28 protein-coding genes and 1 tRNA gene are annotated in these 25,126 nt (G+C 65.2%); 3 read left to right on the forward strand and 26 right to left on the reverse strand.

Annotation, left to right across the window (positions count from 1 at the left end; genetic code table 11):
• Nucleotides 1-106: 106 nt before the first annotated feature.
• From ASD77_RS02560 to ASD77_RS02575, 5 genes are all read right to left on the reverse strand, one after another.
• A complete protein-coding gene (locus ASD77_RS02560) occupies nt 107-1,477 on the reverse strand; it encodes a pyridoxal-phosphate dependent enzyme (RefSeq protein ID WP_055940914.1) in 1,371 nt (456 codons plus the stop codon).
• A 111-nt stretch (nt 1,478-1,588) separates the two neighbouring features.
• Entirely contained in the window at nt 1,589-1,807 is a 219-nt protein-coding gene (locus tag ASD77_RS02565) for a YdcH family protein (protein ID WP_055940917.1), read from the reverse strand.
• A gap of 41 nt (nt 1,808-1,848) precedes the next feature.
• Entirely contained in the window at nt 1,849-1,974 is a 126-nt protein-coding gene (locus ASD77_RS18585) for a hypothetical protein (protein ID WP_268793357.1), read from the reverse strand.
• A gap of 189 nt (nt 1,975-2,163) precedes the next feature.
• A complete protein-coding gene (locus tag ASD77_RS02570; RefSeq protein ID WP_235578454.1) occupies nt 2,164-3,006 on the reverse strand; it encodes an OmpA family protein in 843 nt (280 codons plus the stop codon).
• Between the two features lie 50 nt (nt 3,007-3,056).
• On the reverse strand, nt 3,057-3,452 hold the full coding sequence (locus ASD77_RS02575; RefSeq protein WP_055936897.1) for a DUF4398 domain-containing protein: 396 nt from the start codon (nt 3,450-3,452) through the stop codon (nt 3,057-3,059).
• 95 nt (nt 3,453-3,547) lie between these two features.
• Between ASD77_RS02575 and ASD77_RS02580 the strand changes: the two genes are divergently transcribed.
• A complete protein-coding gene (locus ASD77_RS02580) occupies nt 3,548-4,684 on the forward strand; it encodes a PilT/PilU family type 4a pilus ATPase (RefSeq protein ID WP_055936900.1) in 1,137 nt (378 codons plus the stop codon).
• Between the two features lie 74 nt (nt 4,685-4,758).
• On the opposite strand, the gene maiA is transcribed toward ASD77_RS02580, so the two are convergent.
• The 6 genes from maiA to rplM all read right to left on the reverse strand — a co-directional run bounded on the left by maiA (nt 4,759) and on the right by rplM (nt 8,322).
• Nucleotides 4,759-5,418 (reverse strand): maleylacetoacetate isomerase, encoded by a 660-nt coding sequence (maiA, locus tag ASD77_RS02585; protein WP_055936903.1) that lies wholly within the window; start codon nt 5,416-5,418, stop codon nt 4,759-4,761.
• A 98-nt stretch (nt 5,419-5,516) separates the two neighbouring features.
• On the reverse strand, nt 5,517-6,515 hold the full coding sequence (locus ASD77_RS02590) for a fumarylacetoacetate hydrolase family protein (RefSeq protein WP_055936906.1): 999 nt from the start codon (nt 6,513-6,515) through the stop codon (nt 5,517-5,519).
• Between the two features lie 63 nt (nt 6,516-6,578).
• A complete protein-coding gene (locus ASD77_RS02595; protein ID WP_200947349.1) occupies nt 6,579-7,325 on the reverse strand; it encodes a 2OG-Fe dioxygenase family protein in 747 nt (248 codons plus the stop codon).
• Between the two features lie 65 nt (nt 7,326-7,390).
• Nucleotides 7,391-7,465 (reverse strand) — tRNA-Gln (locus ASD77_RS02600).
• A 33-nt stretch (nt 7,466-7,498) separates the two neighbouring features.
• On the reverse strand, nt 7,499-7,891 hold the full coding sequence (gene rpsI, locus ASD77_RS02605) for a 30S ribosomal protein S9 (protein ID WP_055936912.1): 393 nt from the start codon (nt 7,889-7,891) through the stop codon (nt 7,499-7,501).
• A 2-nt stretch (nt 7,892-7,893) separates the two neighbouring features.
• Entirely contained in the window at nt 7,894-8,322 is a 429-nt protein-coding gene (gene rplM, locus ASD77_RS02610) for a 50S ribosomal protein L13 (protein ID WP_055936916.1), read from the reverse strand.
• 186 nt (nt 8,323-8,508) lie between these two features.
• Between rplM and coq7 the strand changes: the two genes are divergently transcribed.
• Nucleotides 8,509-9,150 (forward strand): 2-polyprenyl-3-methyl-6-methoxy-1,4-benzoquinone monooxygenase, encoded by a 642-nt coding sequence (coq7, locus tag ASD77_RS02615; RefSeq protein WP_055936919.1) that lies wholly within the window; start codon nt 8,509-8,511, stop codon nt 9,148-9,150.
• A gap of 135 nt (nt 9,151-9,285) precedes the next feature.
• Here coq7 and sugE read toward each other — a convergent pair whose 3' ends face one another.
• Nucleotides 9,286-9,600: a quaternary ammonium compound efflux SMR transporter SugE gene (gene sugE, locus ASD77_RS02620; RefSeq protein ID WP_055936921.1), complete on the reverse strand. Its 315-nt coding sequence runs from the start codon at nt 9,598-9,600 to the stop codon at nt 9,286-9,288.
• A gap of 180 nt (nt 9,601-9,780) precedes the next feature.
• Nucleotides 9,781-10,575, reverse strand: a complete 795-nt coding sequence (gene speD / locus ASD77_RS02625) for an adenosylmethionine decarboxylase (RefSeq protein WP_055936923.1) — start codon at nt 10,573-10,575, stop codon at nt 9,781-9,783.
• Nucleotides 10,576-10,760: 185 nt separating this feature from the next.
• Between speD and crp the strand changes: the two genes are divergently transcribed.
• Nucleotides 10,761-11,447 (forward strand): cAMP-activated global transcriptional regulator CRP, encoded by a 687-nt coding sequence (crp, locus tag ASD77_RS02630; RefSeq protein ID WP_055936925.1) that lies wholly within the window; start codon nt 10,761-10,763, stop codon nt 11,445-11,447.
• Nucleotides 11,448-11,718: 271 nt separating this feature from the next.
• Here the strand turns inward: crp and ASD77_RS02635 are convergent, their stop codons facing one another.
• From ASD77_RS02635 to virB11, 13 genes are all read right to left on the reverse strand, one after another.
• On the reverse strand, nt 11,719-13,560 hold the full coding sequence (locus ASD77_RS02635; RefSeq protein ID WP_055936928.1) for a peptidoglycan-binding protein: 1,842 nt from the start codon (nt 13,558-13,560) through the stop codon (nt 11,719-11,721).
• A gap of 96 nt (nt 13,561-13,656) precedes the next feature.
• Nucleotides 13,657-14,532: a hypothetical protein gene (locus ASD77_RS02640; protein WP_156383438.1), complete on the reverse strand. Its 876-nt coding sequence runs from the start codon at nt 14,530-14,532 to the stop codon at nt 13,657-13,659.
• 54 nt (nt 14,533-14,586) lie between these two features.
• The gene (locus ASD77_RS02645; RefSeq protein ID WP_055936934.1) at nt 14,587-14,943 is read right to left on the reverse strand and encodes a hypothetical protein; all 357 of its coding nucleotides are present in this window, start codon (nt 14,941-14,943) and stop codon (nt 14,587-14,589) included.
• Nucleotides 14,944-14,975: 32 nt separating this feature from the next.
• Nucleotides 14,976-16,208: a hypothetical protein gene (locus ASD77_RS02650; RefSeq protein ID WP_055936937.1), complete on the reverse strand. Its 1,233-nt coding sequence runs from the start codon at nt 16,206-16,208 to the stop codon at nt 14,976-14,978.
• Nucleotides 16,209-16,210: 2 nt separating this feature from the next.
• Entirely contained in the window at nt 16,211-16,765 is a 555-nt protein-coding gene (locus ASD77_RS02655) for a hypothetical protein (RefSeq protein ID WP_055936940.1), read from the reverse strand.
• A 126-nt stretch (nt 16,766-16,891) separates the two neighbouring features.
• Nucleotides 16,892-17,293, reverse strand: a complete 402-nt coding sequence (locus ASD77_RS17985; protein WP_156383439.1) for a hypothetical protein — start codon at nt 17,291-17,293, stop codon at nt 16,892-16,894.
• Nucleotides 17,294-18,021: 728 nt separating this feature from the next.
• Nucleotides 18,022-19,089 (reverse strand): type IV secretion system protein, encoded by a 1,068-nt coding sequence (locus ASD77_RS02660; protein WP_082563085.1) that lies wholly within the window; start codon nt 19,087-19,089, stop codon nt 18,022-18,024.
• Between the two features lie 54 nt (nt 19,090-19,143).
• A complete protein-coding gene (locus tag ASD77_RS02665; protein ID WP_055936946.1) occupies nt 19,144-19,911 on the reverse strand; it encodes a hypothetical protein in 768 nt (255 codons plus the stop codon).
• A gap of 21 nt (nt 19,912-19,932) precedes the next feature.
• A complete protein-coding gene (locus tag ASD77_RS02670) occupies nt 19,933-22,440 on the reverse strand; it encodes a VirB4 family type IV secretion/conjugal transfer ATPase (RefSeq protein WP_055936949.1) in 2,508 nt (835 codons plus the stop codon).
• A 4-nt stretch (nt 22,441-22,444) separates the two neighbouring features.
• Nucleotides 22,445-22,759 (reverse strand): VirB3 family type IV secretion system protein, encoded by a 315-nt coding sequence (locus ASD77_RS02675; protein ID WP_055936952.1) that lies wholly within the window; start codon nt 22,757-22,759, stop codon nt 22,445-22,447.
• Nucleotides 22,752-23,126 (reverse strand): TrbC/VirB2 family protein, encoded by a 375-nt coding sequence (locus ASD77_RS02680; protein ID WP_055936955.1) that lies wholly within the window; start codon nt 23,124-23,126, stop codon nt 22,752-22,754. Before ASD77_RS02680 ends, ASD77_RS02675 begins: the two co-directional genes overlap by 8 nt.
• Nucleotides 23,127-23,200: 74 nt before the next feature.
• The gene (locus ASD77_RS18655) at nt 23,201-23,995 is read right to left on the reverse strand and encodes a lytic transglycosylase domain-containing protein (protein WP_162247624.1); all 795 of its coding nucleotides are present in this window, start codon (nt 23,993-23,995) and stop codon (nt 23,201-23,203) included.
• 89 nt (nt 23,996-24,084) lie between these two features.
• Nucleotides 24,085-25,125, reverse strand: a complete 1,041-nt coding sequence (virB11, locus tag ASD77_RS02690) for a P-type DNA transfer ATPase VirB11 (protein WP_055936958.1) — start codon at nt 25,123-25,125, stop codon at nt 24,085-24,087.
• Nucleotide 25,126: the final 1 nt, after the last annotated feature.

Raw genomic sequence — 25,126 nt, forward strand, 5'->3', positions numbered from 1 at the left:
CTTCAAACAGCCGGGCATTCTACCAGCCGGGCCTTAACGTGCCGTCCATGCCATGCCGTCACCCGCGCCGGTAGCGCGGGCGCGCGGGCGCGCGGGCGCGCGGGGTCTACTGTGCGCGGCGTCGCAGATAGTTGAGCAGGTCGATGCGGGTGATCAGGCCGAGGAAGGCGTCCCCGTCGGTGATGATGGCCACTTGGCCCCGGTCGAATACCGGCAGCAAGGCCTCGATGGGCGAGCGCACGTCCAGGCGGTCCAGTTTACTGACCATGGCGGTGGAAACCGGGTCGCGGAAGCGGGCCTCGTCGCCGTAGACATGCAGCAGCACGTCGCTTTCGTCGACGATGCCGGCCAGCTTGTCGCCTTCCATCACCGGCAACTGTGAGACGTCGTACAGCTTCATGCGCTGGTAGGCGGTGGTGAGCAGATCGGTGGGACTGACCACGACCGTGTCGCGCTGGCTGTACGGACGCAGGATCAGGTCGCGCAGGTCGCCGTTCTGGGGACGCTCGATGAAGCCGTTGTCCAGCATCCAGTAGTCGTTGTACATCTTCGACAGGTACTTGTTGCCGGTGTCGCATACGAAGACCAGCACCCTCTTCGGTTCGGTCTGCTCGCGGCAGTACTTCAGCGCCGCGGCCAACAGGGTGCCGGTGGACGAGCCGCCCAGGATGCCCTCCTTCGCCAGCAGGTCGCGCGCGGTGTGGAAGCTCTCCGCGTCGCTGATCGCATAGGCCTTCTTCACCCGGCTGAAATCCGAGATCTGCGGCAGGAAGTCCTCGCCGATGCCCTCGACCAGCCAGCTGCCCGACTTAGTGCTCAGAACACCTTCGTTGATGTACTGGGTCAGGATCGAGCCGACCGGATCGGCCAGCACCAGCTCGGTCTGGGGTGAATGCTCGGCGAAGCAGCGCGACAGGCCGGTCATGGTGCCGGAGCTGCCGCAGCCGAAGACGATAGCGTCCAGTTGCCCGTCCATCTGCCGCAGGATCTCGGGACCGGTGCCGAATTCGTGCGCAGCCGGGTTGTCCGGGTTGCCGAACTGGTTGATGAAATAGGCGCCCGGCGTCTCGCGGGCGATCCGCTCGGCCAGGTCCTGGTAGTACTCGGGATGGCCCTTGGCCACATCGGAGCGGGTCAGGATCACCTCGGCGCCCATCGCCTTCAAGTTGAAGATCTTCTCCCGGCTCATCTTGTCCGGGACCACCAGCATCAGCTTGTAGCCCTTCTGCTGGGCCACCAGTGCCAGGCCGATGCCGGTGTTGCCGGCCGTGCCTTCCACCAGGGTCGCGCCGGGCTTGAGGTCGCCGCGCTTCTCGGCGGCCTCGATCATCGACATGCCGATGCGGTCCTTGATGGACCCGCCGGGGTTGGCGCTTTCGAGTTTCAGGTAGAGGGTGCAGAGCCCGGTGTCGAGGCGCCTGGCCTGGACGATCGGCGTGTCGCCGATCAGCTCGAGTACGGAAGAGTGGATCGCCATGCGGCCGTGCATCCGGTGCGGTACAGGCCGGGATTATCGCATTGGGTGACGCGGACGGCGACGGCCGACGAGGAGGCCGCCGCCGCCCGCGACAAGAAAGTCAGGGGAGGGTCAGTGGGGCTTGGCGTCGTAGATCCGGAGCAATCGCTCCTTGGCGTGCAGCTTTTCGCGCTTCATCTGGCCGAGCAGCGTGTCGTCGATGGGCAGCACGCCGAGTTCGGCGTCGGTGACCTTCTTGTCGAGCTCGCGATGGCGCTGGTACAGCTGCTTGAACTCCGGATCGGCCTTGATGAGTGCATCGATATCGGCCTGCGGTTGACCTTCGAACATGATCGTTACCTCCTTCAGCGGAAACACGAACGCCCCGGCCTTCACAGGCACGGGGCGTTGGCTTGGGAGCGGAGCATCTGGCCGGCGGCGGGTACACGTCCGGTCGGAATGTCCTCCGCAGGCGGCTTGCCGGCGGCGGTCTCCTGCGGGGTCGGTACGGGCGTCATCGGGTCGATTCTCCGGTGAGCCAAGCGGCGGGAGCCACTTGGGTATACGACCCTACTCCTCGACTTCCAGCCCGGCAAGGGCCGAGACAAGCGATTGATTTCCCCGGGAAAACCATCCTAGGCGGGCATTCAGGCAACCGGCCCGAAAACCGCCAAAATTCGTCCAACCCATTGATTCACATGACGAAATCAATGCGTGATGACGACTTCCAGCGCGCGCGCCTTGGTTCCGGTGCCCTTGCCGGCGCTCTGCAGGCGCGACCGGGGGATGCCCGACGCCGTCAGCGCATCACGCAGGGCGTCCGCGCGGCGCTGGCCGGGCGTCTGCTTGTCGCCATAGCCGTCGATCCTCGCCCGGGCCTTGGGGTTGGCCTGCAGGTAGGCCGCGAGCGCGCTCGCGCTGGCGGCACCGCCGCTCGACAACTTGGCGGAATTGCCGGCGAACACGTCCGCTCCCAGGGTGAACACCTCGCCTCGCGTCTCGAACTTCGAGACGGGCAGCTTGGCGCCGGAGACCAGTTCGGCCTCCTCGCGCGCCAGCTTCAGCTCGCGCTGGCGCGCCGCGCTCAGCCGGTTGGCCTGCTGGCCGGCCACCGTGTCGAGCGTGGTTTCCGCTTCCTGCCGCGCCAGCGCTTCGGCTTCGGCGGCCAGGCGCAGGCGTTCGGCCTCCTCGGCCTGGATCTGCGCCTGCACGCGCAGGCGCTCGGCCTCGCGACGGGCGCGCTCGGCTTCGCGCCGGCTCGCCTCCACCAGCAGCTCGCTGCGGGTGCGATCAAGCCGTTCCGCATCGCGACGGGCCGCCTGCGCGCGCGCAGCGGTCTCGGCGATCTCGACACGACGCTCCGCTACATACTGCGCGGTCTCGCGCTGGCTGCGGCGTGCCTTGTCGAACGCGGCGATCGCATGCTGGGCCTGCAGCTTCTCGTAGGCCGCCACGTCGGCCAGCACCGGATCCGCCTGCAGCGCGGCCAGGCGCTGGTTCCATTGCACGATGAGCGGGTTGTCGGCGGCACTGGCCGTCAACGACGCCATGGCCAAGGCGAGACCCAGAGCAACCGGGAGGATCCGCGGGCAGGACGTACTCATCGGCCACCCTCCGCACCCAACTTCTGCTGCAGGTCAGCGACTTCCGCCTTGCGCTGCGCCACTTCCGCCAAGGCGACCGCCTCCAGGCTGCGTGCGCGGGCCAGATCGGCATCCACCGCTGCCCGCTGCGCGAGATCCAATGCTTCCTTCTTGTCGCGTGCCGCATGCGCCGCCTGGGCCTGCGCCAGCGCCTGTCGTGCAGCGGCCAGCGGCTCGGGGGCGTACTGGTCGGCGTCGGCCTGGCCGGCACGCTGCACGGCCTGCACCGCCGCTTCCAGTTCCGGTGTCGGCGCACTCTGCGCAAAGGCGGGTGCACCCGACAGGGCCAATGCCGCTACTGCGGCGGCCATCACATGCAGGGGCCGTCGGAAGTGTGAGAAGCTAGCTGTCATTAGGGTGCCGTGTCGTTGAGGGGTGCGCGCGGCCATTGTCGGAAGCCTGTGGCGCCGTTGCAACGTGGCGCCGCGCATCTTGGGGAGCTTTGCACATGGACATCGGCTATTTCCTGAAGCTGATGACCGAGAAGAACGCCTCGGACATGTTTCTCACGACCGGGGCGCCGGTCTACATCAAGATCGAGGGCAAGCTCTACCCGCTGGGCAACACCGGGTTGCCGCCCGGCATGGTCAAGAAGATCGCCTACTCGCTGATGGACGAAGGCCAAGTGCCGGTGTTCGAGCGCGAACTCGAGCTCAACATGGCCATCGCCCTGCAGGACGCCGGCCGCTTCCGCGTCAACGTGTTCAAGCAGCGCGGCGAAGTGGGCATGGTCATCCGCGCCATCCGCAGCGTGATCCCGACCATCGAGGAACTGAACCTGCCGCCGGTGCTGAAGGACATCATCATGACCCCGCGCGGGCTGGTGCTGATCGTCGGCTCCACCGGATCGGGCAAGTCGACCTCGCTGGCGTCGATGATCGACTACCGCAACACCACCAGCACCGGCCACATCCTCACCATCGAGGATCCGATCGAGTACCTGCACAAGCACAAGCAGTCGATCGTCAACCAGCGCGAAGTGGGCCTGGACACCCATGCCTTCCACAACGCGCTGAAGAACGCGATGCGCGAGGCGCCGGACGTCATCCTGATCGGCGAAATCCTCGATGCCACCACGATGGAAGCCGCCATCGCCTTCGCCGAGACCGGCCACCTGTGCCTGGCCACGCTGCACTCGAACAATGCCGACCAGACCATCGAGCGCATCCTCAACTTCTTCCCCGAGAGCGCGCACAAGAACGTGCTGATGAACCTGGCGCTCAACCTGCGCGCGGTGGTGTCGCAGCGCCTGGTGAAGGGCACCGACGGGCGCCGCATGCCGGCCGCCGAAGTGCTGATCAACACGCCGATGATCCGCGACCTGCTGCGCCGCGGGCAGGTGCACGAGATCAAGGCGGCGATGGAGGAATCGCTGGAGGAAGGCATGGAGACCTTCGACCAGTGCCTGTTCCGCATGGTCAAGGAAGGCCAGATCGAGCAGGAGGAAGCGCTGCGCGCGGCCGACTCGCGAGACGGCCTGGCGCTGAAGTTCCGCCTGTCCGAGGGCAGCAAGGGCGAGCACGATCCGTACGCGGACTACGACAGCGGCAGCAGTTCACCGCGCATCACCCACGGCTTCGGCTGAGGGCCGGGCGCGGCATCGCGGGCCTGAGCGGGCGGAGAAATCCGCCCGTTTTCATGGGGTTCGCGCCACTCGGATCAGGCGTTGGCGTCGGGCTGGTTCTCGGGCCGCGCCAGGTCGAACGCCGGGAGCGCCAGGCAGGCCTGCTCGATGCGGACGATGGTCGGGAACGCCGTCATGTCCACGCCGAATCGGCGCGCGTTGAACACCTGAGGCACCAGGCAGCAGTCGGCCAAGCCCGGCGTCTGACCGTGGCAGAAGGCGCCCGTCGCGGCTTCGCTGGCGAGCAACGCTTCCATCGGTGCGAAGCCTTCGACGATCCAGTGCTTCACCCAGTCGTCGCGCTCGGCCTGCGGCACGTTCCAGGTGCCCTCGAAGTGCTGCAGCACGCGCAGGTTGTTCAGGGGATGGATGTCGCAGGCGACCATCAGCGCCAGCGCGCGCACGCGGGCGCGGTCGCGGGCCGTCATCGGCAGCAGGCGCGGTGACGGCCAGGCCTCGTCGAGGTATTCGAGGATCGCCAGCGATTGCCGGATCACGCGCGCGCCATGCTGCAGCGTGGGCACCATGTGCTGCGGATTCTTGGCGACGTACTCCGGCGCATGCTGCTGTCCGCCGTCGCGGACCAGATGCACGGGCACGGTCTCGTGGGCCAGGCCCTTGAGGTTCAGGCCGATGCGCACGCGGTACGCGGCGCTGGAGCGCCAGTAGGAATACAGCCTGAGTTGCTCAGCCATGCAAGCCGCTCCCCGCGGTTTGCGCCTTCGATTGCCCGGATTCCGCGTCCATGCCCTGCCCCCTGCTTCCTGCGGTCACACTGGGCCCGGGCGCGCCTTCAAGGCAAGGGTTGCGGCTCGATCCGTTGTTCGATCGCACCAAAAATGGAACGGCCGTCACGATTCATCATTTCGATGCGGACCACGTCGCCGAAGCTCATGAAGGGCGTGGACGGCTTGCCATCGCGCAGCGTCTCGACCGTACGCTGCTCGGCGAAGCACGACGCGCCCAGGGAGGTGTCCTCGTTGGCGATGGTGCCGGAGCCGACGATGGTACCGGCCGACAGCGGCCGCGTCCTGGCCGCGTGTGCGACCAGTTGGGCGAAGTCGAACTGCATGTCCACGCCCGCCTCCGGCGCGCCGAACCACGCGCCATTGATGTGGGTGACCAGCGGCAGGTGCACCTTGTTGTCGCGCCAGGCGTCGTCCAGCTCGTCCGGCGTCACGAACACCGGCGACAGCGCCGAGCGAGGCTTGGACTGCAGGAAGCCGAAACCCTTGGCCAGCTCGCCCGGGATCAGGTTGCGCAGCGACACGTCGTTGACCAGGCCGATCAGCTGGATGTGGCCGGCCGCCTGCGTGGGCGTCACCGCCATCGGCACATCGTCGGTGATCACCACGATTTCCGCTTCCAGGTCGATACCGTAGTCCTCGCTGACCACCTTCACCGGATCGCGCGGACCATAGAACGCGGCGCTGGTGGCCTGGTACATCAGCGGATCGGTATAGAAACTCTCCGGCACTTCGGCCCCGCGTGCGCGGCGAACGCGCTCCACGTGCGGCAGATAGGCACTGCCGTCGACAAACTCGTAGGCGCGCGGCAGCGGTGCGGCGAGCGCCTGCATGTCGAGATCGAACGCACCGTCGGCATCGTCGGCATCGTCGGCATTCAATGATTCGTACAGCGCATTGAGGCGCGGCGCGGTGTTGCTCCAGTCCTCCAGCGCGCGCTGCAGCGTCGGCGCGATGCCGGTGGCGCGCACACCACGGGCCAGATCACGCGACACCACGATCAACGTGCCGTCGCGACCACCTTCCTTCAGGGAACCCAGCTTCATCGGAACTCCAGATGCCGGCGCCCACGCGCCATGGTTTCAATTGTAATCAAATCGCCGGCGCGATCAGCCCGCCGTCGCATCGCCCTGGAAGCCATCCCTCCGGAACGTCAGCACCAGCGTATCGCGGTGGCCATGTCCGTCCAGCGGCTGGATGGGCGTGGACTCGTGGATCACCCGCTCGTCATCCAGGAACAGCAGCGACCACGGCGCCTCCAGCGTGAAGCGCTGGCCATCCGGTCCGGCCGCCGCGAACACCCGCGTCTCGCCGCCCTTGATGCCCGCGCGACCCAGCAGCAGTACGGCGACGAAATCCACGCCATCGCGATGCGCGCCTTCCGGCGTCGGCCGACCGATGCCGTCGGTGGTATCGATGCGGAACTGGTGCGCCTCGACGTACCAAGCCCGTTCGCCCTTCAGCGTGGAGCACCAGCGGCCGAGTCCCTGCAGCAGTTGCCGCCACGCCGGGGCACCAGCCACTCCGGCTTCGACCGGCTCGAACCAGCGCTGCATGCCGCCATGCAGGGCGTTGTAGTCCAGCGACTGCCAGTGCGCACGGTGCGGCGCCTGCTGCACGCGATCGGCCTCGACCACGAAGCAGGAATGCCGGCGTCGCCGGTAGCGTCCACCGTCCTTCAGATAGCCGTCCACGTCCAGCCGGTCCCAACTGGGCAACAGGGCATCCAGCGCTTCGAGTTCCACCTCCACCGCCTCGGCCATGGCGCGCGGCTCGAGGACGACGTAGCCCCGCTCCTGCATGCGGCGCAGCGCGTCATCGGGGGGACAGAACGGCGGTTGGAACATTGCGACCATGCAAACCCCTCAACGCAAAAACCCGCCAGAGGCGGGCTTTTGCGGATGTCCAAAGGACTTCGAGTTGGCAGCCCCGGATGGATTCGAACCACCGAATGCCTGAGTCAGAGTCAGGTGCCTTACCGCTTGGCGACGGGGCTGTGTAACCAGTGACGCGTAGTGTAGCGCGTCTGTTAGCGCTTGGAGAACTGCGTGGCGCGACGCGCCTTGTGCAGACCGACCTTCTTGCGCTCGACCTCACGGGCATCGCGGGTCACGAAGCCGGCCTTGCGCAGTTCCGGCTTCAGCGTTTCATCGTATTCCACCAGCGCGCGGGCGATGCCCAGGCGGATGGCGCCGGCCTGGCCGGTGATGCCGCCACCGGTGGTGGTCACGGTGATGTCGAAGGTCTCAGTGTTCTTGGTCAGCTCCAGCGGCTGGCGCACGATCATGCGGCCGGTTTCGCGGCCGAAGAACTCGTCCAGCGGACGACCATTGACCGTGATGTTGCCGGAACCCTTGCGCAGGAACACGCGGGCGGTGGAAGACTTGCGACGGCCGGTGCCGTAGTTCTGAGTGATAGCCATGATTAGATGTCCAGGACCTGCGGCTGCTGTGCGGCGTGCGGATGATTCGGGCCGGCGTAAACCTTGAGCTTGCGATACATGTCGCGACCCAGCGGGCCCTTCGGCAGCATGCCCTTCACGGCGGTTTCGATGACGCGTTCCGGGTGGCGCTCCAGCGCCTGCGCCAGGGTCTCGGTCTTCAGGTTGCCGATGTAGCCCGTGAAGCGGTGGTACTTCTTGTCGGCCAGCTTGTTGCCGGTGACGTGGATCTTCTCGGCGTTGATCACGACCAGATAGTCGCCGGTATCAACGTGAGGGGTATAGACGGGCTTGTGCTTGCCGCGGAGGCGGCGGGCCAGCTCGGTGGACAGGCGACCCAGGGTCTTGCCTGCTGCGTCGACGACGTACCAGTCACGCTGGACGGTCTCGGACTTGGCGGTAAAGGTGCTCATGTGAATCTCATTGTCTGGTCGGGCGGATTCCGCGGTTTCCCGGGCGGAACTTTGCCACGCGTTGTGAAGGGTGAAACGGAAGACGCGGGATTGTACGGGGCGTTGCTGCGGCGCGCAAGCCCGGCCAGACGGCGCCGGAAGGTCGCCGGGGCAGACGGGGATCCGGCCAGGCGGCACAATGGCGGCATGAACATGCGGACCTTCTCGCCCCTCGATCACTGGCTGGTGGAGGCCCAGCGCGGCCTGGACACCGTTTTCGGCAACCCGCCCGCCCAGCGCGCCAACCCGGCCGGGGACACCCCCGAAGTCGCCCTCGACCCCGCCGAGCAACGCCATGCCGCCGGCCTGATGCGCATCAACCACGTGGGCGAGGTCTGCGCCCAGGGCCTCTACTTCGGACAGGCCGCCGTGGCCCGTGACGACGCCACCCGCGCGCACCTGCTCGACGCCGCCCAGGAGGAAACCGACCACCTTGCATGGTGCGCGGATCGCCTGCGCGAGCTGGACAGCCGGCCCAGCCTGTTCAATCCGCTGTGGTACGCCGGCAGCTACGCGCTCGGCGCCCTCGCCGGCCTGCGCGGGGACGGCTGGAGCCTGGGCTTCGTCGTGGAAACCGAACGACAGGTCGAGGCCCACCTGGACGAACATCTGGAAATCCTGCCGCCGGCCGACCTGCGCAGCCGCGAAATCCTGACCGTCATGAAGGCCGACGAAGCCCGCCACGCCGAGCATGCCCAAGAAGCGGGCGCCCGCCTTCTGCCCGCACCGATCCCGACGCTGATGGCCGGCGCCTCCAAGCTGATGAAAGCGGTCACCTACCGGCTGTGATCCGTAGAGCGGAGCTTGCTCCGCTGCTTCTGGGGTTGGGCCTCACGCGCCCCACCATGCGGAGCCAAGCAAGCTTGGCTCTACTTGGAGACCAGGGACGGTGATGGACTCATGCGGTCGTGCGCGGGGCGCACGCTACGAGGCGAGTTTCAGGCCGATGATGCCAGCCACAATCAGGCCGATGCAGACCAGGCGCGCCGCCGTGGCCGGCTCGTGGAACAGCCACATGCCGACGAAGGCGGTGCCGACGGCTCCGATCCCCACCCAGATCACATAGCCGGTGCCCAGCGGGATGTGCTTGAGCGCTACCGCCAGCAACCAGAAGCTGGCCGCGGCCGCCACGGCCGTGATCAGGCTGGGCCACAGGCGAGTGAAACCCTCCGAATACTTCAGGCCGACGGCCCATACGACTTCAAGCAGTCCCGCCAACACCAGATAGACCCACGCCATACGTCACCTCCTCAGGTTGATTGCCCGGGCCAAAAAGCGAAACGGCCCGGAACTCGCGTTCCGGACCGCCGTCGGTCGTGGTGCGCGGCTTGCGCCGCTGGCGGGTCGTCCCGCCATGTGTGTGGACAGACTAGCGCAGGCCTTCCGAACCGGATGTAACCCGCGCGCGCCGCCAACCCGTCATTCCGGCAGGTTGCGCCCGTGGTACAGCTCCTCGATCTCCCGCTTCAGGCGCGCCTCGATCTTCATGCGCTCCTTGAACGACAGGTTCTTGGCCTTCTCCTCGAACAGGTAGTTGTCCAGGTCGAACTCCTTCAGGTGCATCTTCGTATGGAAGATGTTCTCCTGGTAGACGTTCACGTCGAGCATCTCGTAGCGCGACTTGATGTTCTTGGCCAGGAAGTCCTGGATCGAGTTGATCTTGTGGTCGATGTAGTGCTTCTTGCCCTTCACGTCGCGGGTGAAGCCGCGCACGCGGTAATCCATGATGACGATGTCGGATTCCAGGCTCTCGATCAGGTAGTTCAGCGCCTTCAGCGGCGAAATCACGCCGCAGGTGGCCACGTCGATGTCGGCGCGGAAGGTCGCGATGCCGTTGTCCGGATGGGTTTCCGGGTACGTATGCACCGTGATGTGCGACTTGTCCATGTGTGCCACCACCGCGTCGGAGATGATCTCCTTGCCCGCATCTTTCTTGTCGATCACCGGCTCCTCGGAGATGAGGATCGTCACCGACGCACCCTGCGGGTCGTAGTCCTGGCGGGCCACGTTCAGGATGTTGGCGCCGATGATTTCCGCCACATCCGTCAGGATCTGGGTCAGGCGATCGGCGTTGTATTCCTCGTCGATGTACTCGATGTAGCGGCGGCGCTCGTCCTCGGACGATGCGTAGCACACGTCGTAGATGTTGAAGCTCAGCGCCTTGGTCAGGTTGTTGAAGCCCTGCAGACGCAGGCGAGGCAGGGGTTTTACCACGGTGGTGGTCCCTCTTGGGGGAGGCGGATGAGGGGGCGGATTATGCGCCATACGGGGTGACAGTGAAATGTCCGCCACCCGCCCGTCGGTAGACTGTCACATATTGGCCCAGCGCTTGCATGGCCTGCGTTTGCCGTCGGCTACGTATTCGGACTAAGCTTCCTGAATTACACGCCGTGACCACCATGAGCCCAGGCATCCCCCTAGTAGCCCCCGCTCGCACCGCCGCCAGCCCGCTGACGCCGGACAACGCCACGCTTGAGCGCTTCCTGGCCCACAGCCATCGGCGCCGATATCCGGCGCGCGCCGATGTGTTCCGACCGGGCGACCCGGCGGGCACGCTCTATTACGTGGTCAGCGGCTCGGTCAGCATCATCACCGAGGAGGACGACGACCGCGAACTGGTCCTCGGCTACTTCGGTTCCGGCGAGTTCGTCGGCGAAATGGGCCTTTTCATAGAATCCGACCGCCGCGAGGTGATCCTGCGTACCCGCACCCAGTGCGAGCTCGCGGAAGTCAGCTACGAGCGCCTGCACCAGCTGTTCCTGGGCACGCTGTCCGCAGACGCCCCGAAGCTGCTGTACGCCATCGGCGCCCAGCTCTCCCGGCGCCTGCTGGACACCAGCCGCAAGGCCAGCCGCCTGGCCTTCCTGGATGTGACCGACCGCATCATCCGCACCCTGCACGACCTGGCCCGCGAGCCCGAGGCCATGAGCCACCCGCAGGGGACCCAACTGCGCGTATCCCGCCAGGAATTGGCGCGTCTGGTCGGCTGTTCGCGTGAAATGGCCGGTCGCGTGCTGAAGAAGCTGCAGGCCGACGGTGCCCTCCACGCACGCGGCAAGACCGTCGTCCTTTACGGCACCCGCTGACCGCATGGGCGAGCGGCTGGCCCTCTGAGGCCTGCCGCCGCCGATGCCTACGTCCGGGCCTTCTCGATATCCGCACCGGCCAGCCCGGTGACCCCGACGATCAGTGGCCTCGACGATATGGCCGCCCTGCTGAGCCCATGCGGGCTACGCCTGCACACCCGCCAGCGCCGCAGAGCGCATCTGACCTGCCCCGTCACGCAAGCCAAGTCGCGCGTGGATCGTGGCGAAAAGCGCGGGCCGGCTGGGCCGACCCGCGCCTTTCCTCGCAGGGTCAGCGGGATGGACCGGCCTGGTCGCGTTGCTGCGCGACCTGCTGATCCACGGCGACCTGCTCTTTCTGCCAGCCTTGGCCGGCCGGCGTCTTAAGGTAATCGTCCAGCGCCTGGCGCATTGCCCGGTCGTCGCCTCCGTGCATGGCGGAGAACATCCGATCGACGAACGAACGCTGCGCATCCTCACTACGCACCTGCTGCGGCGTGGTGTCTGCAGGGGCGGCGTCGCGTACCGTGTCGCGGGTGGCAGTCGCCAGCGCATCGCGCGAGCGGTCGCCGTAAACACCATCCACCTTCAGCCCGCGATCGGCCTGGAAGGCGCGCAGCGCGTGCTCGGTCTGAGGCCCGAACATACCCGACGCCGTTTCCAGCGGCTTGCCATCGGCGCCCCGATACCCCAGCTGGTTGAGTTGCTGCTGCAACTCGCGCACCGGGGCGCCCGAAGCGCCGTCCCGCAACACTTCGGGCGCTGCAGTGCGGGCCGGCAGCGACGCGTCCCGCTCGGCTCCGCGCAACAGCGGCAACGGATCGACCTGGCGGCCATCGCGCCACATCTCGAAGTGCAGGTGCGTGTCGCCCTGTGCCGGCGTGTTGCCGGTCCGCCCCATGGTGCCGATCTGTTGCCCGGCCTCCACGCGCTGGCCGTTGCGTACGCTGAATTCATCCAGATGGAAGTATTTGGTGAGAGACCCGTCGTCGTGCCGCACGTGCACCGTATTGCCTGCCGCGCCATTGTTCGGGCGCACCACCACCGTCCCGCCGGCGACCGCCACCACCGGATCGCCGACATCGCCCTGGATGTCGATGCCGCCATGCCGCCGACCACCGCTGCGCGCCGTACCGAATTCGCCTCGCCCTTCGCGCGGCTTGTCGGCCTCGTTGATGTCGCGATTGCCCGGCGTCGGCCACGCCAGTCCGCCTTCGCGCGGCTGCGCTTCCTCAAGCTGGGCGCGGTTGCGCTGCTGTTCGGGCAACGCGAGCTGCTGCGCGATGGCATCGCGCGTGCGCGCATCGGCGTTACCGGTGGCTTCCAGCTGATTCGCTGTCTGGAAAGCGCGGACGGCCTCCTGCGTCCTGCCGCCGTAGATGCCCGAGCGCGTCTCCAGCTCTGCGCCCTGGCCATCACGGAACCCAAGCTGGTTCAGCGACGTCTGCAAGGCGCGCACCTCTTCGCCCCTCTCGCCGTTCTGCAGCACGCCATCGGCCAGCGGTGACGTGCGCTCGCGCACGGCCGCATCGGGCTGGCTGGCATGGATACCGCGATCGGGGATGCTGATAGCGGCGTACTTGGTGTTCCAGTACTGCGAGAACGTGGTGGCCAACGCGCGATCGTCGAGTCCACGCAGTTCGGCAGCCGAATGGCCGGTCAGACGCTCGACATCGCGCGCACTGATGTTGTTGAGGATGTTGCGTCGCGTGTCGTCGCGGGTGAACTCGCCGTTCGCGATCGCGCTCTGGATGGACGCATAGCCTGCGGCACCCTGCTGGTGGGCGAGATACAGATCCAGACCGCTGGGGGTTTCCTGCCCGGAGAGGAAATCATGTCCGCTGCGCGACTGCCGGCGGGCGATGTCCGCCAGGTTGTCGCCGTAGAGCTCGGCGGCGGCACGCGTGCTGGCTGCCGGATCGAACTCGCGCCCGGCAATGCCGTACTGCTCGGCCGTCCTCGGCATGAACTGGAAAAGTCCCTTCGCGCCGCTAGGGTTGCTGGCATCGGGATTGAAGCGTCCACCGGTCTCGATATAGGCGAACCGGAGGAAATCCTCGCGGGGAATGCCGCTGGCCTGCGCCTGGCGTTCGATGATGTCGAGGATCTGGTCACGCGTGTACTCACTGGCCATCGTTGGCTCCTTTGCTGATGTACGCGACCCGTGGGTCGCAGGACGTCAACCGGGCCCCTCCATGGGCCTGATGCAAGTCGGTCAACTGGAAAAGGTTTACTGGCGGTAGTGCTCGCTCGCTTCGTCGAAGGTGTAGGTCACCGCATCCGCGGCCGTCATTTCGCGGACCTTGCCCGGAGACGCGATGGTGGTCCCCTTGGAGGACACTTTCAGTCTGGGGAGACCCTCGCCGGCAGGCTCGAACGTCAGGCTGCCGGTACTGGCGACGCACGGCATCACCTGACTGTCGTCGCACGCAGCGCTGTTCTCCCTGCTGACGGGGACGCTTCCCACGTATCCCCATTGCCGGAAACGCAGCTTGTCGACGTTGTCGGGATCGAACAGGAACAGCGCAAACGACTGCACCTCCTCGCCATTCGTGAAGTCCCGGGTCGGCACAGCCAGCAGATAGCGCCCGTCGCCCGTCGCGTGGCTCTGCGCCTTGCGTGACGTATCGATTTCTTCCGGCCGCGCCATCCTGCCGAACTCACCGACGTAACCATCGGTATCCGGCTTCGACCACTCCACCTTGCCGTCCTTCTCGATGCGTGTGAACGTTGCCTGCGAAATCGCGACGTGCTCAGGATCCATCATGCCGTCGTCGCCTTCGGGACCCTCGCCCTGGCTCTTGGCACCGAAACCGGTGAAGTAGTGCTTTCCGTTGAGGTCGAACGCATGGCCGTACCAGTAGCTGACGGTGGCGCCGCCGTCGACCTGGTAGCTGACCGCACCATCGCCGTCGCGCTGGTAGATGAAATACAACACGCTGTCCGCGGAGGGCGGTTTCAGCTCCGACATGTCTTCTTCCTTCTTCTGGGGGGAGGCCGCCTGCTCTGCGGTATTCGCACTTCGTGGTGCCGGCGCATCGCAACCGCCGATGAGGACCACCATCGCGGCCAGTAGCAGAGGGGAAAGGACCTTCATGCGCTGCAACCTCATGTGGACGACTCCATGACAAGGGCGTTCATTCGCAAGCAACCGGCCGCCTCAATGGCGGATGGGCGTGTTTTCGGGTCGACCGCCACCTTCCCAGCGACCCGAGTCGATCGCCTTCGGGCAGACCGACTTGTATTGGGCCAAGGAGAGTGTGTCGTCCTGCGTCCAGGGTTTTCCGTAGGGGTTTGGCGGATCGCAGTACGGCATCTGCACGTAAGCGCCGGTGAAAGGCGGCATGGGCTTCCAGCACGGCATCGGATTCTTCCTGACGTCCTGGCCCTGCGTGCAGAACACGAACGGGTCGTCCATGCGGTAGTAGAGGCGCTGGTAGTAGCCATCGGACTGGGCGCTGAGATCGAACAGCACCAGCATGCCCAGCGGGATGAGAAGTTTGATGCTCCGTTTCATGGCTGCATTCCTCTTGATACGGGATACGGTTGTCAGCGTGCAATGTCCATCTGCGCCGGCATCCGTTGCTCGGTCTGGAAGTCCGGCGCGCGCTCGTGGGCTGCCAGATCCCGCTGGTGCGCCTCGACCCGCTCACGCCACGCCTGGCCCGTCGGCGACGCGTGCAGATCGTGCTGTGCACGTTGCAGCGCCGCGGGATCGCGCTCGCCCGCCGCCGCCAGCAATCGCTCCACTTCGGGGCTCGGGCGCCATGACATCTGCGGTGCGTCGAGCGTCGCGTCGATGCGGTGCGGCGTGTCGGCTTGCGACGTGCGATCCTGGCGTTCGCGCTCATCGCGTACTGCTGGCTCGCCTGCCGGCACGGGACCACGGATGCGATCGATTCCATCCAGCACCAGACCGACAGGGCCGCGGGCCGTCACGGTGACGCCACGACGCAGGTCACCGACATCGTCGCGGTAATCGGCGATGATGCCGCGGTGCTCCTCCGCGAGGCGTCGCGCGGCCGGATCGTCCAGCGCGGAACGGTCGGGGCGGCCTTCGCCATCCACGGGAAGGAAGTTGTGCATGCTGTGCGAGCCGCCGGACAGGACGGACGCGGTCAGCGGCATGTCCCGCTGCAGCAGGTCGCGCACGATGTTGTCGTGGTACCCGGTGCGATGCAGAGTCTCGATCTCCGCCGGTGTAGCGTAGATGCGCAGCTGCCCGTAATGCGGACTGGCGGAGCTGACCGCATCGACCGCCATCACGTGGTTGGTCACGCGACCGCCCCCTTCCGGGATGCGCCGGCCCAGGCTGGCGGCACCGTAGGCGTTGAATGTCTCGCCACGCAGGTCGAAATGGTGCGCCGACACCTGCGCCAGCGTTCCGCCCAGCGAATGCCCCGTGACCGTGACCTCGGGCGCGGTCCTGCCGGGCTCGCGCCCTTGGCGTTCCGCATACTCGACCGCACGACGGGTCAGTTCGACCGCGTCCGCCGCCTGGCTGTTGGTGCGCGTGAACACCATGCCGGCATCGGCGATCACGCCGTCACGGAAGGCTTCGCGGCCGAACTCGGTGCCGCGATGCGCAGCCACCACGGCGCCGGTGGCCTCGTGCTGGTAGATGGTGCCCTGGTAACCGGTCCGGGGATTGTCGACATAGTCGATTACCCGGTAGCGCTCTCCGCCGATCACCACATCCTTGTTGAGCAGGTCCTGCATCTGCCCGCCACGGTCGTAGCTGTGGTCGGCCAGATGCGCGTATTGCTGCGAGGTAAGTCCCATGCTCAGGCCTCCTTGACGGTCAGCACCACGCCGAAGAAGTCATCGCGCTGATCCGCCGGCACCTTCTGCAGGTCGGGCTGGCCGTAATCCCGGTAGCCCTCCGATCCCGATTCCTTCGGATAGCGTGCTTTCCAGTAGTGGAACGCCTTCGGCGTTCCCTGCGGCAGTTCGTCGCCATTGAGCTTGGCGATGAAGTGGGTGTCTCCCTGGTGTCCCGGCGCACGCAGCTGTACCTGCGCCTGGATCAGCTCCCACCGACAGACGCCGCGACCGTGGTACTCGGCATCGACCATGCCGTCCGTATAGAAGACGCCTGCGTACTCGCTGTCGGATACGCGCTCCAGACGGAACGGAATGTCGTGGGTGGGGACCGGCGAGGTATGTCCCCCCGGATTGTCCTTCGGCGGCGGCAGGCACTCGTGATTGACCACGTCGTACTGCGCGGCGCTGGACACGACCTCCAACGGGCCGGGCGCACCTTCGATGCGCAGCGTCAGCCGATAGGCCTGGCGCGGAGTGGGATTCTCAGTGAACTGGGGGCTGGCTTGATTGTTCATGGCACCACTGCAGGCTGTCTGGGAAAGGAGAAGGAGAACGACGGCCGCCTTCGCTGGTCGACTTCGCCCCATGGGTCTCTCATCCATCGCCAACTCCTTTGCTGATAACAACGACGGCTGGGAATCTCAAATCCCATGCCCGTCACAACCACCTGCCATCGCTGGACCGATGCCCGCCACCGGCTTCGGGCGGGCATCCACCACGGTGTCGCCCTCGCTCACGAGGGTCAGGTCGCAGGAGAACTTGACCCGCCTGATGCCCTGCGTCGCGTAAAGCGTGGGCCGTCCGCCAGCATCCCTGCCAAGGACGTTCCCGGTCGGGACAACCTCGTCCACATAGCGCTCGAAACGCCACACGTTCCTCGTCCTTCCATCAGGTTGCGTCTGCGTCTCTCGAGGCGGGCCAAAAGAGGAGAGTGCATCGTTCATCGTCTTTCCAACCCATTTGTTCGCCGCCAGGTTTGCCGGTATGGAGGCACAAGCAGCGACCGATAAAACTCCAAGAATAAGTAGTGAAATTCTGCTCATGGAAGGTCCTTCTTCTTTTAATGATCCTTGTTTGCCCGCCAAGGTGACGGCATCGGTCTCAGGCTGCGTAGCAATCGACCCGGTCGGCAGACACCTGTGAACTTCCCTGGATGGCGCCTTGCGGGCACGCAGTCTCGACCTGCGCTCCCGAACAAAATCCAGGTAGAGATAAAAGCACTAGTGAGAACGAAAATTTCATGACTTGGCTTGAAACTATCTGATCCTTATGGGAGTCGTGCAGTTCGAGTAGATGGGCTTGCACCTTCCCGCATTATTTCTTCTTTCACACTCCTGCACCGCCATATCGACTGCTTCTTGAGAGGAAAGACCAACCTTGTATGAAGCAATCATCGTTCCGATGTCTGCTACAGGCTCCGCGATCGCAGCACATTGATTCTCGTAGTAGAGAATGATCCTGCACTCTTTCCCACCGATTGACTCGCACTTTCTTGTCGCTTCTTTCACCGCAGCTCGACGCGATGCCTGTCCTGTAGCCGTCCCAATCGAGACAGTCTTGTCATCAAGGGAAATCGCACCCCAGGTCAGTTTCCAACGTGGAGTCGCCTCCTGGACTACCTGATTTCCGCCTTGAGGACTAGGCAGGCACTGCGAACTGCCTGGCGTAACGCCCTGAGGGCACGCTGTCTGAGCGAGTACGGCTGGCGAACGCAGTGTGCCGGCGACCACCAGAATGACGGCTACCGAGAAGTTCTCCAAAAACTCTCTGCTCATGCGATTGTCCCCCGATGACTGTGCACCGCAGCACTATTCGGATTACTCGCCTCTCCTCCGGCTGCGGGAACATACCCCCCACCCGGCCGCGTCGGCTGCATCGCCTGCCCCTGCCCAAACGCGTTGTACGCCATGAATTGTCCGACAGTGCCCTGGAAGAAGGCGGCGGCCATGGGCGGCACGGTAACGAGGAACAGGGTCATCAGCAGTCCCAGACCGCCCTGTTGCATGGCCATGCTGCTGACGCCCTGGGGAGAAGTGTTCGCCGCGAGCGTAGCCAGGTACTGGGCGACATAAGAAACCGCTACGGCGCCGAGCAGCTTCGAGATCATCGACACGGTGAAGCTCAACACCGCCAGCGAGAACATGGTGCCGATACCGTACCAGACCCATTTCTGGAACATGCCCTTGGTCTGCTCGAAGCCCAGGCACAGGATGAAGAAGGGTCCCAGACCGATGAACAGCGCCATCGCCATCTTGTACATCAGCAGGATCGCTCCTCCCATCAACGAAGGTCCGGCCACCCCCACGCCTGTGAACCACATCGTCCGCGTCTTGGCGGCCTGCAGCGTCTCGTCGAAGCTGGTATAGAGCGCATCGATGGCGACCATCGCGGCTTCCATCGTCTGCAGGTTGTCGTCGATGGAGTCCTCGGGGCCCTCGTCTTCACCTGTCACCATCTGGTTGATGGTGGTCGGCATATCGTCGGTGAGCAGCCGATGGATGTCGCTGCTCCCCAACGAGAACGTCGTGGCGACCGTGATGATCAGCACCCACTTCAGCGACTTCACCACGAGTTCCATCATGAACTGGCGCGACTGGCCGGTGACGATGCGATAACCCTGCAGCAGCACCCAGAGCGTCAGCAGGACGAAGGCGATGCCGCCGACCCACTCGGCCATCGCGCCGAGCAGGTTGTCGCGGAAGATGTTGATCTCCTCGTCCACCCAGTCGAACACCAGACGGAAGAAGGCCCAGCGTTCCACGGCGCCGATCGCCGCCTCCATGCCGCGCAGCAGGGCCGCGAGTCCGTTATCCAATGAAGGCAAGTGCACCATGTTCATTCCTTCGTGCCGCCACAACGCGTCCTGCGTTGCGGCACAGGTTACGGTCGGGGATCAGTTGCGCCGCCTGGACTGCGCGACTTCCAGTGCCGCCTTAAGGGTGGCGATGCCGACCGCCCCGCCGATGGCGCCGCCCAGTCCACCGCCGCCCGAATCGCCCTTGCCTTCCAGCGCCTGCTGGGCGAGCGTCTTGCTGGCTTCCTGCAGGAAGCCGATGCGGGCAACATAGGCGTCCATGTAGGTCTGCTGCTGTTGCCGATCGATCTCCATCTGCGACATCAACAGCAGGATGCGGTTGGTGTTGTCCTGGAGCTTGCCGACTTCGTGGCTCTGTATGCTGCCACGCTGGCGCTTCAGCTCGTCGAGGTAGCGCTGGCGCTGCGTGGTCACTTCGTACATCTTCAGCGAGTAGTTGTACTTTGCCAGTTCGGTGTTCACGATTTCGCGGCACAGCTGGTACTGCTGCTGGGCGATACCGCTGGCGGCCTGCTTGCAGCGGTTGTCAGCATTCATGTTGACGCCACTCTGAGTGGGCTGAGCATGCTGCAGCTTTTCCTCAGGCTCCGGCGCCGCCTTGCTGTCCTCGTTGTTGCCGTTGAACGATTCGAACACCTGCTGCTGGTAAAGCTCACGCAGGTTGCCGTTCACCGTGCCGTTGCCGTTGCCGGTCGCGCTGGTCGTACCGATGCGGCCATTCATGTCCTGGAGCTTGCTATTCGCGTCCCGGTCGATCACCCGCCATTGCGCCTGGGCGCTGGAGGCCGCTCCCAGTCCCATGACAAGCAGGGCGATGACGATGTGGCGGTGTGTCAACGGATTCATGGTGATGTCCTCTACGCTCGGTCAGCGCTGGATGCTGGAGTAAGTGGGCCGCGTGGAGCGCGGGCCGTTGGAACGGTCTTCCCGATTTGGCGATGTGGTGGGCGTCTCCCGACGGCTGCGCGACCCCTTCCGCTCCTCCTGGAAGCGCGGTAGCCACTGCTCGGGCAGGAGGTCGGCCTTGTCGATCCCGAGGCGCTCGGCCTCTTCGTCGACGATCCGATGCATGATCTCGATGTTGTCGGTGCTGGCCGAGATGACCGCCAGTGCGTCGTCCATGCCGCGCAGATTGAGCTGGCATACGGTCGATGCGTGGCCCTGCTTGACCAGGAAGCAGCGCGAGCGTTCGTCCAGGCTCTTGATGACCTGGAACTCCGCGTCGGTCAGTTTCAGGCCCTCGATGTAGTCCTCTCGTGCCGCGTTCGGATTGGGCAACAGGATCAACGTGGCGGTCTGTTCGATCAGGGCCGCCGAAATGTCACTGGCCAGCGCGTCCTCCGGACTCTGGGTGGCGAAGATGCCCAGGCCGTTCTGCTTGCGGATGGTCTTCTGCTTGTTCTTGGCGAAGTCCTTGAGCGCACCGCCGCCGTCGAGGATCTTCCAGAACTCGTCCATCACGTAGATCAGCGGCCTGCCGTCGATCAGTTCCTCCAGCCGGTGCAGCAGATAATTGATCACCGGCACGCGGATCTCGGCGTTCTCGATGACGTCGGTGTAATCGAACCCGATGATGCTGGCCCGGCCCAGATCGATGGTGTCCACCGGGTTGTCGAAGACCCAGCCCAGCGCGTTGCCGGCGGTCCACTTGCGCAGGCGCGCGTACAGGCCGTCGTCGCCCATGTTGGGCAGGCTCTTCTGGAAGTTGGTCATCGACCGCAGGTGCAGTGGCATGTCGAGCATGGATTCCACCGCACGGAAGATGTCCTCGTCCTCGCGTGCGGTGTAATGGGTCTTCGCCGCCAGCACCTTGATCAGCCCGGCGAGGAACTGCACGTTGCCGTCCGTGCGCTCGCACTGGAACGGGTTGAAGCCGGTGGGCTGCCCATTCTCCAGCGCCAGGTAGTTGCCGCCACAGGCGCGCACGAAGATCTCCGCGCCACGGTCCTTGTCGAAGAAGAAGATGGTCGGCACCGGATCGAACTTCTGTACCTGGCTGAGCAGGAAGTTGATCAGCGCCGTCTTGCCGGTACCGGACTTGCCGATCACCATGGTGTTGGCGATGGCCTTCTCGCCCAGCGAGTTCTCGGCCGGGTGCGTGGCGTGGAAGTTGAAGTAGTAGGGCTGGCCGTTGGTGGTCTGCAGCACCGTGACGCTGTCGCCCCACGGATTGTTGTCGCGCTTGCCGGTGGCGAAGTTGTGCAGCGGCGACAGGCCCAGGAAGTTCAGCGAGCTGACATTGGCCAGCCGTGTCCGGTAGCGCCAGTTCGCCGGCAACTGGGAATAGAACGACGAGCAGACGGCCAGGTCTTCCTTGGCGGACACGAAGCCGGCGTTGGACAGTTCCGCCCGGGCCACCGCCACGTTCTGCGAGAGGCGCTGCTGGTCTTCCGCGTACAGGGTCATGATGAAGTGGTACTCGCCCAGCACGAAGTTGCCCGAGGCGACCTGGTCCATGGCACCGTCGAGCTCGACGATCTGGCTGACCGCCTTGTCGCCGGACGAGATCATCATGCCCTTGGTGCGGTCCAGCACCTTGAGCGCGTCCTGGCGGCCCATCGGACTGAACGAATGCGTGATGACGTACTCGAAGTCGAGGTACTTCAGTCCATTGAGGATGCCGGGCCAGGTGCCATCCGTGTATTCCTTGATGTTGAGGATGGCGCCGAAGTGGTTCTTTCCGTCCGGCGTGCTGACCACGAAGTCGCCGGTCTTGGACGAGAACATGTGCCGGCTCACCGCGAGGTAGTCGTAGAGCGGCGCGCGCAGCACCGGCACCGGCTCGGAAATCCGGTTGAGCACGAAGCCGAAGAACTCCAGCGTCTCGGAGAACACCCCGCCGGCGTCCGACTCGTACATCCCCAGCCGCACCGGCGCGTAGTCCTTCAGCACCGCCTCCACGTTGCCGGCCAACTCCATCAGCTTGTCCACCGCCTGTTCCTGCTCGGCCTGCAGGCGGGGCACGTTGGCAGACTTCTCGACAAACTTCTTCCCCATCACGATGGGCCGGTAGATCATGGTCAGGTACAGCTCGTTCTGCATGATCTTCTGCGCGGTCAGCGCATCGAAGTACTCGTCCGACAGCGTCTGGTTGAAGGCCTGGGCGAACCGCGCGCCGGAGCGGATCCGCCCGCGACGGCGCAGGTCGTGCACCCAGAACGCCACGTTGACGAAATCCGGCGCGCGTAGCGTCTGCAGCATGCGGTTGAAGCTGTTGTGGCGATGCTCCAGTTCCCATTCCTCGCGCCCGACGAAGGGCAGCCCGTCCAGCCGCCACGTCAGCAGGAAGTCGCCACCCGTCGTCTTGATCACGTGCGGCGACACGTGGGCGGACAAGGGAATGAACTCGGCGATGGACAGGTCGGGCGCGAGCATGGGGTCAGTCCGGAATCGAGTCGTCGAAGCGCTTGCGGTACGTATTGGGCGTGAACACCCACATGCCTTCGTGGTGGCGAAGATTCCGGACGCGGGTCCGGAACTGCCACCGCAGCCCGAGCAGCCGGAAGATCATCTCGTCGCGGCGCGCCATCTGCCGCATGATGAAGATGACCACCGGCAGCAGGGCCAGGAAGAACATGTTGAAGTAGAACGTGAGCAGCAGGCAGCCACCCGCCGCGATCGTGAAGGGCACGTACGGCACCCCCATGAACATCGGCGGGCGCGTGCACCCCCTGAACAGCACGTTCTTATGCATAGTTGACCAGCATCTGGCCCAGGGCCATGGCCGTCGATGTCACGTCTTCGGGCAACAGCATTTTGGCGATCTGCGCCGCCGCACCGATCAGGAAGCCACCGATCAGTACCGGCGCCACGTCCCCGACGCGCTTATGGTTGAAGGCGATCTGGTAGCCCGCGAAGATGACGGCGATCGTGACGATCGCGATCGATGCCACGTTCAGCAGGCCATTGAGGTTAGTGAAGAACGTGGTGACGCTGGTCTTGGCGCCGGACCCGTCCTGGGCGAAGGCCAGTTCCGGAAACGCCAGTGCGGCGACGGCAACGGCCGCGATGGCCAGGGCGGTGAAGACCTGCTTTGCTTGGATGATAGACGTGTTGTTCATGGTAGACCCCAAGTGGTGATTGCAACGGTGGTTGGCACTTTCGCGTGCCGTTGAGCCATCCCTGGCGGGTGCTGCTAGAAGACGAAAGCGTCATCCCTCCCGGATGCCTGCACGACCTGCGGCGCTTGCGGCGCCGAGGTGGTGTTCTGGTGATAAGGCTGCACCGTGACCGGCGCCTCGGCGGATGCCTGGGCGATGGCGGGCGCGGCCACGGGCGCAGCGGACGGCGGCACCGCGCGCACCGCTGCTGGCGCCGGCCGAACGTCGGCCGCCGCGAGACTGGCCGTGCGCTGCGCGGTGGCCCGTTCGGTCTTTGCCTCTTCGATGCGGCGCGCAACGAGGGACGACGCTGCGCCGGTGGCCACAGCGCGCACGCCCGAAGGACGCCGCTTGGCCGCGCCATGCCGGTCGATCACCGGAATGGCCGCCGCCGTGTCGCTGCCCGCCTGCCGCTGCCAGGACGCGAACACCTTCTGGACGTAGCCATGCCGGTACCCGGTGGTGAAATTGCCGGAGTAATAGCAACTGAAGGCCTTGCCCCAGTCGCTGCCGGAACGCGAGTAGCACTCCGCCAGGATGCGCGAGCCCGCCTGCAGGTTGGGGCAGACAGCGAATGCCTTCTCGTAGCTGTCCAACCCCTGCCGTGCCAGGTTGTGGCGGTTCACCTGCGCCAGCCCCAGCGAGAAGTTGTAGCCGCGCTCCTCCAGCATGCGCGCGGTCGACAGTGCTTCCGGCAGATTGCGCGGCTGCCGGGCCAGCCGTCCGCCCACCACGCCGATCGCATAGGGATTGAACGAGGACTCGACCTTCACGACGTGCTCCATCACCGTCGGCGGAACCGCCAGTCCGGTGCAGCCCATCAGTTCCATGCCCGGCAGCATCAGCGGATCCTCCGCGAACAAGGAGATGTGCGATGGCCCTGGGACGGATGTGTGATGTTCATGTGCTTCCCTCCCTGTCAGGACGCGAGCGCGCGCGCGGGATCGAAATCGATGCCGGTGATGTAACGACGACCCGCATGCGCCTTGATATGCACGACGATGTCGATGGTCATCTTGAGCAGGCGCTTGATGACCTCGAATTCCAGCCCCGCGCCTTCGGCTGAGGCCTTCACCATCAGGGCCAGCTGGTCCCAGGTCTGTGCCGTGCTGCCGGCATGGCAACTGGTGATGGAGCCGGGATGGCCGGAGGCGCAGTTGCGGATGAAATAGAAGGACTCGTCGCCGCGCAGCTCGGCCAGAATGATGCGGTCCGGCTTCATGCGCAGGCAGGCTTCCATGCAGTTCTTCGCGGTGATGTTGCTGGCGCTCTGGCCGCCCTTGGAATACAGCAGGTGCACCACATTGGGCTGCCGGATGAACAGTTCGCGGGCGTCCTCGATCGTCACCAGGCGCTCCTGGTCCGGAATGTGGTTGACCAGCGACTTCATGAAAGTGGTCTTGCCGCTGCCCGTCGCACCGGCTACCACGATGTTCTTGTGGTAGTGCACCGCCTTGCGGAAGAACTCGGCGTAGTTGCGGCTGCGGCGCAGTTCCAGCAGTTCCTGGTCGTGGTCGCCGAGCACCTGCTGCTGCTCGAGGATCTCGTCGAAGAAACCGTCCTGCTCGTATTGTTCCAGCGACTTGCTGAATTTCGCCGGCAGCCGGATGGTGATGGACACCTTGCCGGCATCGCAGGCCGGCGGAATCACGAACTGGGCGCGCTGGCCGGTGGGGAACGTCAGCGAGACCATCGGATCGATGTCGGTGATGCGCTGCCCGGTATTGCTCTCATTGACTACCGAAGTGCAGAACTGGCGGGCGCGCTCGAAGGTGAGCGACGGCACATCGGCCTTCAACCAGCCTTCGCGCGCCGTTTCGAGATAGAGCTCACCCGGGCGGTTGATGCAGATCTCGGTGACCTCCGAGGAGTGCATGTGCTCGCCGATCCCGAGCACCTGGTACTGGTAGTCCAGGAACTCGTTGGAGACGCGGGCAAGGGGCTCGTTCTGCGTGTCCATG

Origin of the sequence: Pseudoxanthomonas sp. Root65, from assembly GCF_001427635.1 — a bacterium.
Taxonomy (GTDB): Bacteria; Pseudomonadota; Gammaproteobacteria; order Xanthomonadales; family Xanthomonadaceae; genus Pseudoxanthomonas_A.